Annotated in this window: 11 protein-coding genes; 5 read left to right on the top strand and 6 right to left on the bottom strand. The window is 69.8% G+C overall.

Going from position 1 to position 11,458, the window contains the following annotated elements:
• Positions 1-5: 5 nt before the first annotated feature.
• Both E5671_RS17845 and E5671_RS17840 read left to right on the top strand, forming a co-directional pair.
• Positions 6-914, top strand: a complete 909-nt coding sequence (locus E5671_RS17845) for a helix-turn-helix transcriptional regulator (protein WP_160504961.1) — start codon at positions 6-8, stop codon at positions 912-914.
• 33 nt (positions 915-947) lie between these two features.
• Positions 948-1,301, top strand: coding sequence for a cytidine deaminase (locus E5671_RS17840; protein WP_160504960.1), 354 nt, complete (start codon positions 948-950; stop codon positions 1,299-1,301).
• A 160-nt stretch (positions 1,302-1,461) separates the two neighbouring features.
• Here E5671_RS17840 and E5671_RS17835 read toward each other — a convergent pair whose 3' ends face one another.
• Positions 1,462-1,800: a P-II family nitrogen regulator gene (locus E5671_RS17835; RefSeq protein WP_160504959.1), complete on the bottom strand. Its 339-nt coding sequence runs from the start codon at positions 1,798-1,800 to the stop codon at positions 1,462-1,464.
• Positions 1,797-3,083, bottom strand: a complete 1,287-nt coding sequence (locus E5671_RS17830; RefSeq protein ID WP_160510258.1) for an ammonium transporter — start codon at positions 3,081-3,083, stop codon at positions 1,797-1,799. The genes E5671_RS17835 and E5671_RS17830 overlap by 4 nt, the downstream gene beginning before the upstream one ends.
• Positions 3,084-3,282: 199 nt before the next feature.
• Between E5671_RS17830 and era the strand changes: the two genes are divergently transcribed.
• Positions 3,283-4,233, top strand: a complete 951-nt coding sequence (gene era / locus E5671_RS17825) for a GTPase Era (RefSeq protein ID WP_160504958.1) — start codon at positions 3,283-3,285, stop codon at positions 4,231-4,233.
• A 75-nt stretch (positions 4,234-4,308) separates the two neighbouring features.
• On the opposite strand, the gene E5671_RS17820 is transcribed toward era, so the two are convergent.
• From E5671_RS17820 to E5671_RS17805, 4 genes are all read right to left on the bottom strand, one after another.
• Positions 4,309-5,556, bottom strand: a complete 1,248-nt coding sequence (locus E5671_RS17820) for an MFS transporter (RefSeq protein ID WP_160504957.1) — start codon at positions 5,554-5,556, stop codon at positions 4,309-4,311.
• Complete coding sequence (locus tag E5671_RS17815; RefSeq protein ID WP_160504956.1) at positions 5,553-6,917, bottom strand: GH1 family beta-glucosidase; 1,365 nt, start codon at positions 6,915-6,917, stop codon at positions 5,553-5,555. The genes E5671_RS17820 and E5671_RS17815 overlap by 4 nt, the downstream gene beginning before the upstream one ends.
• 90 nt (positions 6,918-7,007) lie before the next feature.
• Positions 7,008-7,274 carry a protealysin inhibitor emfourin gene (locus tag E5671_RS17810; RefSeq protein WP_160504955.1) on the bottom strand — a complete coding sequence of 89 codons (267 nt, stop codon included), beginning with the start codon at positions 7,272-7,274 and terminating at the stop codon, positions 7,008-7,010.
• A gap of 37 nt (positions 7,275-7,311) precedes the next feature.
• Positions 7,312-8,382, bottom strand: coding sequence for a M4 family metallopeptidase (locus E5671_RS17805; protein ID WP_160504954.1), 1,071 nt, complete (start codon positions 8,380-8,382; stop codon positions 7,312-7,314).
• A gap of 298 nt (positions 8,383-8,680) precedes the next feature.
• On the opposite strand from E5671_RS17805, the gene leuA reads away from it, so the two are divergent.
• Both leuA and E5671_RS17790 read left to right on the top strand, forming a co-directional pair.
• Complete coding sequence (gene leuA / locus E5671_RS17795; protein ID WP_160504953.1) at positions 8,681-10,408, top strand: 2-isopropylmalate synthase; 1,728 nt, start codon at positions 8,681-8,683, stop codon at positions 10,406-10,408.
• Positions 10,409-10,586: 178 nt separating this feature from the next.
• Positions 10,587-11,321, top strand: coding sequence for a TerB family tellurite resistance protein (locus tag E5671_RS17790; protein WP_160504952.1), 735 nt, complete (start codon positions 10,587-10,589; stop codon positions 11,319-11,321).
• Positions 11,322-11,458 lie beyond the last annotated feature (137 nt).

Raw genomic sequence — 11,458 nt, 5'->3', positions numbered from 1 at the left:
TGCGCATGACGGGGACGAACGAGGCGGCGGCGGTGCGGTCCCGGGACGAGGCCAAGGCACGGCGACTCGGCGAACTGCGCGAGTTCCTGATGAGCCGCCGCGCCCGGGTCAGCCCCGCGGAGGCTGGCCTTCCGGACGGCGGGGCGCGGCGGCGTACGCCGGGTCTTCGCCGCGAGGAGGTCGCCGTGCTCGCCGGGGTCGGCGCGTCCTGGTACCAGTGGCTTGAGCAGGGCCGCGACATCTCGGTGTCGCCGCAGGTCCTTGACTCCGTGGGGCGCGTCCTGAAGCTGTCGAGCGCGGAGCGGCGGCACTTGTACGTCCTTGCCGGTCTCAATCCGCCCGCCCCCGAGGTCGAGCAGGCCGACCGGGACATGTGCGAGGGGATGCAGCGCCTGATCGACACGTGGATGCCGTACCCGGCGCACATCATGGACCGCTACTACAACTGCGTCATGTACAACGACGCGGCAGGGATGGTCTTCGGGATGCGCCCCGAGATCACCCAGAACTGCATCGTGGACTTCTTCACGGACCCCATCTACCGCTCCCGGAGCGTGAGTTGGCGGACGAACGCGGAGAACGTGGTCGCGCAGTTCCGCGCGTCGTGCTCGGAGACCCCGGACGACGAGGGGTTCCAGGCGGTCCTCGCCGAGCTGCGGGAATCGGCGGGCGAGGAGTTCACCGAGCTCTGGGAGCGGCGGGACGTGCGGCCCGCGGGGCAGGTCCACAAGGAGCTGACGCATCCGCTGGTGGGGGCGTTGCACGTGGAGTCGACGGCGTTGCGGGTGCCGGCGCGGCCCGACCTGACGATCGTGCTGCACACGCCGCTTCCGGAGGCGGAGACCGCGGCGAAACTGGAGTGGCTCGCGTCGCCCGAGGGGCGGCGGGGGTCGATGTACCCGGTGGCCGGTTAAGGCCCTGTCCGCGGTCCTCCGTATGCTCGGTTCATGACCGAGAGTGCTGCGCTTGACGCTGAGGACCGGAAGATCGTTACGCTGGCTCGTTCGGCGCGGGCGCGGAACGGGGTGCCTGAGGGGGCCGCTGTGCGGGACGAGACGGGGCGGACGTATGTCGCCGGGACCGTCGCGCTTGCCTCCCTTCAGCTCTCCGCGCTTCGGACTGCCGTCGCCATGGCGGTTGCTTCTGGGGCGGAGTCTTTGGAGGCGGCGGCAGTCGTTTCGGCCGAGGAGGCGCTGTCCTCGGAGGACCTTGCCGCTGTGGCGGATCTTGGCGGGCCCGGGACGCCGGTTTTCCTTGCGGGGCCTGATGGGGAGGTCCGGGTGCGGGTCCAGGCGAACTGAACTTTCCCCAACCCCGCCCCTTCCCGAAAACCCGCTCTGGCGCGGGAGCCTTGGTTGCCGTCATCACCGGCTCCGCCGAGTTCGTCCTCAAACGCCGGACGGGCTGGAAATCCAGCCCTCCGGCGTTCGAGGAGCGGGGTCTGGGGCATAGCCCCAGGGGTCACACCGCGTCCGGGCCCCGCTCACCCGTCCGTACCCGCACCACCGTCTCCACCGGGACCGCCCAGACCTTGCCGTCGCCGATCTTGCCCGTTGCCGCCGCGCGTACGATCGCGTCGATGACCGGGTCGAGGTCGGGGTCCTCGACGACGACCTCCACCCGCACCTTCGGGACCAGGTCCACCTGGTACTCCGCACCCCGGTACACCTCCGTGTGCCCCCGCTGGCGCCCGTACCCGCTCGCCTCGGTGACCGTGAGGCCCTGTACGCCCAGTTCCTGGAGCGCGGTCTTCACCTCGTCCAGGCGGAACGGCTTGATGACCGCGGTAACGAGCTTCATGCGACGGTGCTCCCCTTCATCGGGCTGACCAGGACGCCGTGATCGTAGGCGGTCTCCGCGTGGTGCGTCTGGTCGAGGCCCGTCAGCTCGTCATCGGCGGTCGCGCGAAAGCCCATCGCCTTGTCGATCGCCTTGCCGATGCCGTACGTCACCAGGAACGTGTACGCCGCCACCGCGAGCACCGCCACCGTCTGCTTGCCCAACTGGGCGAGCCCGCCCCCGTAGAAGAGCCCCTCCGCGCCGTCCGTCATCGTGGCCGTCGCGAACAGGCCGATCAGGAGCGTGCCGACCACGCCGCCGACCAGGTGGACGCCCACGACGTCAAGCGAGTCGTCGTAGTCGAAGCGGAACTTCCACGCCACGGCGTACGAGCAGACCACGCCCGCCGCGAGGCCGACCACCGCGGCCCCCAGGATGCCGACCACCCCGCACGACGGCGTGATCGCCACCAGGCCCGCCACCGCGCCCGAAGCGGCGCCGAAGGTGGTGGGGTGGCCGTCGCGCTTCTGCTCCACGAAGAGCCAGCCCAGCAGGCCCGTGCAGCCGGCGAGGAGCGTGTTCAGGAGGGAGGCCGCCGCGAGGCCGTTCGCGCCGAGGGCCGAGCCGCCGTTGAAGCCGAGCCAGCCGAACCAGAGCAGGCCCGCGCCCATCAGGACCATCGGCAGGTTGTGCGGACGCATCGCGTCCTTCTTGAAGCCGAGCCGCGGGCCGAGTACCAGGCACAGGGCGAGGCCCGACGCGCCCGACGCGATCTCGACGACCAGGCCGCCCGCGAAGTCCAGCGCGCCGAGGGACGAGGAGATCCAGCCGTCCGGGCCCCAGACCCAGTGCGCCACGGGAACGTATACGAGCAGTGCCCAGACCGGCACGAAGACCAGCCAGGCCGCGAACTTCGCGCGGTCCGCGATCGCGCCGCTGATCAGCGCCGTGGTGAGGATCGCGAAAGTGAGCTGGAAGGTGGTGAAGAGGAGGGTCGGGACCGTGCCGGTGAGGGTCTGCGGGCCGATGCCCGCCATCCCGAAGTGGTCGACGCCGCCGATCAGGCCCGCGAACGCGTCCTCGCCGAACGCGAGCGAGTAGCCGGCGAGCAGCCACACCACCGTGACCAGGGCGATCGAGACGAAGGACATCAAGAGCATGTTGAGGACGCTCTTCGTGCGGACCATGCCGCCGTAGAAGAGGGCGAGGCCCGGCGTCATCAGCAGGACGAGGGCGGTGGCCGCGAGCAGCCAGGCCGTGTCGCCGGTGTCGGGTCCCTTGGCCGCGGCCAAGGTGGTGGTCAGGGACTGCACGGGGAATCTCTCCTCCGGGTGGGGGCAGAGGGAGAGCGTCACCGTCCCGCGTTTCGGGACGGGCACCCGGGCGTTTCCGCCGTGTTTCGTGTTGCGCGGGGGTTTCCGCAAGCTCACCGATGCCGCATCCGAGCCTCAACGGCGCCTCGGCGGTACTGCGGCCCTCCGGCGATCAGGGAGAATGGGCGCCATGAGCGTTCGTACCGAGTCATCCGAGCCGTCCGCGGCCCCCCACCGCGCCGGCTTCGCCTGCTTCGTGGGCCGCCCCAATGCGGGCAAGTCCACCCTTACGAATGCTCTGGTCGGCCAGAAGGTGGCGATCACCGCGAACCAGCCGCAGACCACGCGGCACACGGTGCGCGGCATCGTGCACCGGCCGGACGCCCAGCTGATCCTGGTGGACACCCCCGGGCTCCACAAGCCGCGCACGCTGCTCGGCGAGCGGCTCAACGACGTCGTGCGCACGACGTGGGCCGAGGTCGACGTCATCGGGTTCTGTCTGCCCGCGAACGAGAAGCTCGGCCCCGGCGACCGGTTCATCGCCAAGGAACTGGCCACCATCAAGAAGACGCCGAAGATCGCGGTCGTGACGAAGACCGACCTCGTCGACAGCAAGACGCTCGCCGAGCAGCTCATCGCCATCGACCAGCTCGGCAAGGAGCTCGGCTTCGAGTGGGCGCAGATCGTGCCGGTGTCGGCGGTCGGCGACAAGCAGGTCAAGCTGCTCGCGGACCTGATCGTCCCGATGCTCCCGGAGAGCCCGCCGCTCTACCCCGAGGGCGACCTCACGGACGAGCCCGAGCAGGTCATGGTCGCCGAGCTGATCCGTGAGGCCGCCCTTGAGGGCGTGCGGGACGAGCTGCCGCACTCCATCGCCGTCGTGGTGGAGGAGATGCTGCCGCGCAAGGACCGCCCCGCGGACAAGCCGATGCTCGACATCCACGCGAACGTCTACATCGAGCGCCCCAGCCAGAAGGGCATCATCATCGGCCCGAAGGGCAAGCGCCTCAAGGAGGTCGGGATCAAGTCCCGCCAGCAGATCGAGGCACTCCTCGGGACCCCCGTCTTCCTGGACCTGCACGTCAAGGTCGCCAAGGACTGGCAGCGCGACCCCAAGCAGTTGCGCAAGCTTGGCTTTTGAGCGGGGTGTACGTGGCTCGGCAGATCACCGGCTCCGCCGAGTTCGTCCTCAATCGCCGGACGGGCTCAACCCGTCTCACTCGACGCCCTTGATCCGGCATACCAGCAGCGCCCCCGCCAACCCGATCACAGCCGCCACCAGATACAGCACCCGGTAGCCGCCCAAGTGCGTCACGATCGGGGCCGCCAGGGCGGGGGCTGCTACCTGTGGGAGTGAGTTGGCGATGTTGATGACGCCCATGTCCTTGCCGCGGTCCATCGCCTTCGGCAGTACGTCCGTCATCAGCGCGAAGTCCACCGACGTGAAGACGCCGAAGCCGACGCCGAGCACCGCCGCCGCGACGATCGCCCCCGGCCATGTCTGCCAGCCGGACAGCAGGGCCGTCGCCACCGCCATCAGGACGCCGGACCAGAGCACGAACGGCTTGCGGCGGCCCACGCGGTCCGACCAGACGCCGCCGACGACAACCGTCGCGAGCAGCGTCAGGCCGTTCACCGCCGTGAGGATCAGGACGCCCTCGTCCGGGTCGGAGTAGTCCAGGCGGTCCCGCAGGTAGTAGAGGAGATAGAGCAGGACCAGGGCGTTGCTGAGGTTGATCAGGAAGCGGGTCAGCCAGGCCCATCCCAGGTCCGGGTAGCGGCGCGGGCTCAGCCAGAAGGCCGCGGCGAACGACCGCCACGCGAACGGCGGCCTGTCCCGCGGCGCGAGGCGCAGGTCCCGGTGGCGCAGGACGTACGGCAGAACCCCCGCCAGCGTGAACACCGCGCACGCCGCGTACCCCGCGCCCACACCCCCGGCCACCGTCGCCAGGCCCGTCCCCACCACCACACCCAGGAGCTGCGCCGCCCCGAGCCAGCCGCCCACCGCGCCCCGCTGGAGCCGCGGCACCCGGTCGGGCACGGCCGCCGTGACCGCTGCGAACGCGGCGTTCAGCGTGAGCTGGACCAGGCACCAGCCCGCCGCCATCCACCACACGGACCCGGCGGCCGAAAGCAGCAGGAGCGCCGCCGCGCCGCCCGCCGTGCCCGCCACGATCCACGGCGTGCGCCGCCCGAAGCGCGAAACCGTCCGGTCCGAAAGCGCGCCGAAGAGCGGGTTCGACGCGAGGGACACCACGGCCCCCGCGCCCGCCACCCACGCGAGGACCGTCTCCTTCGACGTACCGGCCGGCGCGAGGTCCTCCGCCTGGAGGGCGAGCAGGATCTGCAGCGGGCCGTACCAGCCCACCCAGATCGCCCCGTTGGCGAGCGAGAGCGCGGTCGTCCAGCTCCGCCCGACCCGTTCGGTCGGCTCCCGCAGCGCCTCAACCTGGCCTTCTCTCATGCCCGTTGCGCCCGCAGCGCCTCACGCAGCCATGCGTACGACGCCTTCGGAGTGCGCTCCAGGGTGGAGTAGTCGACGTGCACGAGACCGAAGCGCTGCCGGTAGCCCTCCGCCCACTCGAAGTTGTCCATCAGGGACCAGACGAAGTAGCCGCGTACGTCCACGCCCTCCTCCAACGCCCGGTGCAGCGCGCGGAGATGGCCGTCCAGGTAGTCGATCCTCCGCTGGTCGTCGATTCCCTCGTACGAGCAGCCGTTCTCGGTGATCACCAGCGGCGGCAGGCGGTCGCCGTACCGGTCGCGGAAGCCGGTGAGGAGCTCGGTGAGCGACTCCGGGACCACCGGCCAGCCGAAGTCCGTCACGGGGTGACCCTGCAACTCCCGGGGCGAGAAGGGTAGTTCCGGCGGCAGTGTCAGACCCGAGAACTCCGTGGAGGCGGGGAGCGGGGCGCCCACCTTCGTCGGCTGGTAGAAGTTGATCCCGTACCAGTCGACCGGCTCGGCGATGACCTTCAGGTCCGCCTCGATGTCGCCACCCGGCATCAACTCCCCGATGCCGTCCGGATATCGGCCGAGGATGAGCGGGTCCGCGAACAGGCGGTTGAGGAGCACGTCGTAGAAGTCCGCCGCCTCCGTGTCCTCGGCCGAGGGTGACGCGGGCCAGGTGGGGCCGTGCGAGTTGGCGATGCCGATGTCCGTGACGCCCGCCGCGCGCAGCGCCCGTACCGCGAGGCCATGGGCGAGGAGCTGGTGGTGCGCCACCGGCAGTGCGTCGAACATGAGCTGCTCGCCGGGCGCGTGCTGGCCGAGCGCGTGACCGAGGAGGGTGTGTTCGGCGGGTTCGTTGAGGGTGATCCACTTCTTGGCCCGGTCTCCGATGCGGGCGGCCACCACGGCCGCGTACTCGGCGAAACGCTCGGCCGTGTCCCGCCGCAGCCAGCCGCCCTCATCGGCGAGCGCGAGAGGGGTGTCCCAGTGGAAGAGCGTCGGGACGGGGCCCACGCCCGCCGCGCACAGCTCGTCGACAAGACGGTCGTAGAAGTCCAGGCCCTTGGTGCTCACCTCGCCCGCCCCGCCCGGCAGGACGCGCGGCCACGACACCGAGAAGCGGTAGGCACCCACCCCCAACTCCCGGATGAGCGCGACGTCTTCGCGGTAGCGGTGGTAGTGGTCGCAGGCGACGGCGGCGTCCGTGCCGTCCTTCACTCTGCCCGGCACGGCGGTGAACGCGTCCCAGACCGAGGGGCCGCGTTCGTCGACGGCGCCCTCGATCTGGTGAGCCGATGTGGACACCCCCCACAGGAATTCGCGGGGGAACTGAGGTAGTGGTTCGCGCGCAGGGGTCGCATCGCTCGCTGCCATGGGCGCGATCTTCCGTACGGCTGCGTACGGAAGTCAATGGGCGTGCCTCAGAAAACGTGAACACCGCTCAGGTTTTTACGAGCCCTCCTTTTACGAGCCCTCCTTGAGAACACGCGTGATCAGCCTCCGCTGCGAATCCGTCAGGCGTGGATCCGAGCAGTACACCGTGTGGCCGTCCACGGTGAGCTGATAGCTGAAGCCGTCAGGCACCCCTATCGGCGGCGTGCTCCGGCCCTCGGCCATGGCCTCTTGGGCCAGGGCCTGCCACTCGGGGGCATCGGGCAGACCAGAGGTGTCGACCTCGGCGTGCCGCTCGATGCCCGCGAATCCTCCCGTGCGCTTCACCTGGATACGCATGGAACCTGTCTACTCCATGGGGAGGCCGGTTGGTAGGTCAGTTGGTCGGCACGCCGACCTGGGACCACGCCTTGACGACGGCTCCGTGCTCCTCGCCCTCCCCGTACTTGTCGCGCGCCGCGGCCACCGTCAGCTTCGCGAAGTCCGCGAAGCACGCGTCCTGCGCCAGCTCGCCGCCGGTCAGGACGGCGTACCAGATCTGACCCGCCCGCTCCCACGCGCTGCCGCCGAGCGCCTCGGCGAGCAGGTAGAAGGCGTGGTTGGGGATGCCGGAGTTGATGTGCACGCCGCCGTTGTCGCGGCCCGTGCGGACGTAATGGTCCATGTCGGCGGGCTGCGGGTCCTTGCCGAGCACATCGTCGTCGTACGCCGTGCCGGGCGCCTTCATGGAGCGCAGCGCCTTGCCCGTCACGCGCGGGGCGAGCAGCCCGGCGCCGATCAGCCAGTCGGCCTCGGAGACGGTCTGGCCGAGCGTGTACTGCTTGATCAGCGAGCCGAAGACGTCGGCGAACGACTCGTTCAGGGCGCCCGGCTGGCCGAAGTACGTGAGGTTCGCCGTGTACTGGACGACGCCGTGCGTCAGCTCGTGGCCGATGACGTCCACCGGGATGGTGAAGTCGAGGAAGATCTCGCCGTCACCGTCGCCGAACACCATCTGCTCGCCGTTCCAGAATGCGTTCCCGTACTTCTCGCCGTAGTGGACCGTCGCGTTCATCGGCAGGCCGCTGCCGTCGATGGAGTTGCGCTGGTACGACTTCAGGAACAGCTCGAACGTCGCGCCGAGGCCCGCGTACGCGCGGTTGACGGTCGCGTCCTTGCCGGGCTTGTCGCCCTCGCCGCGGACCTTGCGGCCCGGCAGCTCGGTCTTGTGCTTCGCGTCGTAGATCGTGCGGTGCGGCTTGCTCTCCGCGGCTTCCTTGGGCAGCGAGACGGACGGGGCGCCGATGACCGTGGTCAGCCGGCGGTGGGTGCGCTCGATGGAGTCCCGTTCCAGGGTGCGGCGGGCGGGCCCTGCGAGCGTGGCGTCGTCACTCTGGGCCAGAGTGTCGAGCACGTGGGGCGGAATGATGGTGCAGAAGACAGGCTCGAAGCCTGGGTTGGTGGCCATGGCGTGCAATGTGGCACTGGGTCATGCCGCTGTCACTACCTGCAACCATGATTAGTGAAATAGAGGTATTGATCACCTCTTACCCGTTACCTGATGGCGATCCCGCATACTGATACGCACCCGCGCACACAGCGCGGCTCGGCTAGGCTGCGGAGCATCATGCGTTACGGGCTGCTTCTCCTTAGCTGCCGCGGCGAGGGCCTGTAGTCGAGGCCGACCCCCTCCCCGCGGAGTTCGGTGTTGCTCGCGAAGCGACCGTCGGCCGTCCTTAAGGACACTCCCGAGGAGCCCCCGCATCATGGCGATCAAGCCCAATCTGCAGCGCGCCACTTCCATGCCGGTCCATAAGTACGGCCAGTACGACCAGGTCGACATCCGCGACCGTACGTGGCCGGACAACCGCATCACGGTCGCTCCCCGCTGGCTCTCCACGGACCTGCGTGACGGCAACCAAGCGCTGATCGACCCGATGTCCCCGGCCCGCAAGCGCGAGATGTTCGACCTGCTGGTTCGCATGGGCTACAAGGAGATCGAGGTCGGCTTCCCCTCCTCGGGCCAGACCGACTTCGATTTCGTACGGTCGATCATCGAGGACGGCGCGATCCCGGACGACGTCACGATCTCCGTCCTGACCCAGGCCCGCGAAGAGCTGATCTCCCGCACCGTCGAGTCCCTGGTCGGTGCCAAGCGCGCCACCGTCCACCTGTACAACGCGACCGCGCCCGTCTGGCGCGAGGTCGTCTTCCGTGGCTCGAAGGACGCGGTCAAGCAGATCGCCGTCGACGGCACGCGCCTGGTCATGGAGTACGCCGAGAAGCTGCTGGGCCCCGAGACGATTTTCGGCTACCAGTACAGCCCCGAGATCTTCACGGACACCGAGCTGGACTTCGCCCTGGAGGTCTGCGAGGCCGTCTGTGACGTGTGGCAGCCCGAAGAGGGCCGCGAGATCATCCTCAACCTGCCCGCCACGGTGGAGCGTTCGACGCCCTCCACCCACGCGGACCGCTTCGAGTGGATGTCGCGCAACCTGACCCGGCGCGAACACGTCTGCCTGTCCGTCCACCCGCACAACGACCGCGGCACCGCCGTCGCCGCCGCCGAACTGGCCATCATGGCCGGCGCCGACCGCATCGAGGGCTGCCTGTTCGGGCAGGGCGAGCGCACCGGCAACGTCGACCTGGTCACCCTGGGCATGAACCTCTTCTCGCAGGGCGTGGACCCGCAGATCGACTTCTCCGACATCGACGAGATCCGCCGCACCGCCGAGTACTGCAACCAGATGGAGATCCACCCCCGCCACCCGTACGCGGGCGACCTCGTCTACACCGCCTTCTCCGGCTCCCACCAGGACGCCATCAAGAAGGGCTTCGAGGCGATGGGCGTCCGGGCCGAGCAGCAGGGCAAGACAGTCGACGACATCGAGTGGGCCGTCCCGTACCTGCCCATCGACCCCAAGGACGTCGGCCGCTCGTACGAGGCCGTCATCCGCGTCAACTCGCAGTCCGGCAAGGGCGGCATCGCCTACGTCCTGCAGAACGACCACAAGCTGGACCTGCCGCGCCGCATGCAGGTCGAGTTCTCCAAGATCATCCAGACGAAGACCGACACCGAGGGCGGCGAGGTCACACCGGACGCGATCTGGGGCATCTTCCAGGACGAGTACCTGCCCAACCCCGCCAACCCGTGGGGCCGCATCCAGGTCAAGAACGGCCAGACCACCACGGACAAGGACGGCACGGACACCCTCACCGTCGAGGCGACGGTCGACGGCGCCGACACCGTCCTGACCGGCACCGGCAACGGTCCGATCTCGGCCTTCTTCAACGCGCTGCAGGGCATCGGCATCGACGTACGCCTCCTGGACTACCAGGAGCACACGATGAGCGAAGGAGCCTCCGCGCAGGCCGCGTCGTACATCGAGTGCGCCATCGGCGACAAGGTCCTGTGGGGCATCGGCATCGACGCGAACACGACGCGTGCGTCGCTCAAGGCCGCGGTCTCCGCGGTGAACCGCGCGGCTCGCTGACACAACAGCTGACACACCACGCTGACACACCACCCCATCGGCCCCCGAGGTTTTCCTCGGGGGCCGATCAGGGTGCGGTACCGGCCATCTCTCGTACAAGGTGCTGACGTCACATCAACAATGTGGCTAACATCACGCCCAACGCGGCAATGTTGCCGGGGCGTTACGGAGGTGCGTGGTGCTGCCAGATCGGGGACGGAACGGCCGGGAATCCCGCATCATCGCCACGCCCGTTTCGCGTGGGCGGGTCCTGCGCAGGCGCCTGATCGGCGTGCACACGGCCTGGTCCACCGTCGGGGACGGCGAGTTCTTCTGCCCCGGCTGCGGCGGTGACCGCAACTACCGTCGCCGCACCGGCCGTCGCCGCTTCGTCCTGCTCGGCGTCCCCGTCCTGCCGCGCGGCACCGCGGGCCCCATCGTCGAGTGCGCCGCCTGCGGTGACCACTTCGGTACGGACGTTCTCGGCCATCCCACGACCACACGGCTCTCGGCCATGGTGCGCGACGCCGTGCACACCATCGTCCTCGCCATCCTCGCCGCCGGCGGCACCTCGTCGCGCTCCACGCTCGACGCGGCCGTCGCCGCGCTGCGCGGCGCCGGGTTCGACGACTGCCGCGAGGAACAGCTCGTCGCGCTCGTCGACGCCCTCGCCGCCGACACCGGCCGCGCGACCGTCCCGGACTGCGGGCCCGGCCTGGCCATAGAACTCCACGAGGCGCTCGGCCCGCTGGCCCCGCACCTCGCCCCCGCCGGACGCGAGGCGCTGCTGCTCCAGGGCGCGCGGATCGCCCTCGCCGACGGCCCGTACACCCCCGCCGAGCGCGAAGTGCTCGCCACCGCCGGCGGCGCCCTGACCATCGGCGCGGACGAGGTGACGCGGCTGATGGTGGCGGCACGCACGACGCACTTCTGACGCCCCCCGGAGCGCCCGCCTCCGTACTCCCACGGGAGTAGCGCCGCGCCTTCGCCTCCCTACGCCGTACGCCCCAACTCGCCCTCGCGCCCGACGGATCGCACGACACCCTCCGGAAGGGTTGGCACCGAACCTGC

The organism is Streptomyces sp. BA2, from assembly GCF_009769735.1.
GTDB lineage: Bacteria > Actinomycetota > Actinomycetes > Streptomycetales > Streptomycetaceae > Streptomyces.
The sequence above is the reverse complement of the archived record's forward strand: the minus strand, read 5'-3'. Positions and strand labels throughout refer to the sequence as shown.

Bases quoted from the DNA above. Each gene is read 5' to 3' on its own strand.
- E5671_RS17845 (WP_160504961.1), top strand. From the start codon at position 6: ATGACGGGGACGAACGAGGCGGCGGCGGTGCGGTCCCGGGACGAGGCC.
- E5671_RS17840 (WP_160504960.1), top strand. From the start codon at position 948: ATGACCGAGAGTGCTGCGCTTGACGCTGAGGACCGGAAGATCGTTACG.
- E5671_RS17835 (WP_160504959.1), bottom strand. From the start codon at position 1,800: ATGAAGCTCGTTACCGCGGTCATCAAGCCGTTCCGCCTGGACGAGGTG.
- era (WP_160504958.1), top strand. From the start codon at position 3,283: ATGAGCGTTCGTACCGAGTCATCCGAGCCGTCCGCGGCCCCCCACCGC.
- E5671_RS17820 (WP_160504957.1), bottom strand. From the start codon at position 5,556: ATGAGAGAAGGCCAGGTTGAGGCGCTGCGGGAGCCGACCGAACGGGTC.
- E5671_RS17815 (WP_160504956.1), bottom strand. From the start codon at position 6,917: ATGGCAGCGAGCGATGCGACCCCTGCGCGCGAACCACTACCTCAGTTC.
- E5671_RS17810 (WP_160504955.1), bottom strand. From the start codon at position 7,274: ATGCGTATCCAGGTGAAGCGCACGGGAGGATTCGCGGGCATCGAGCGG.
- E5671_RS17805 (WP_160504954.1), bottom strand. From the start codon at position 8,382: ATGGCCACCAACCCAGGCTTCGAGCCTGTCTTCTGCACCATCATTCCG.
- leuA (WP_160504953.1), top strand. From the start codon at position 8,681: ATGGCGATCAAGCCCAATCTGCAGCGCGCCACTTCCATGCCGGTCCAT.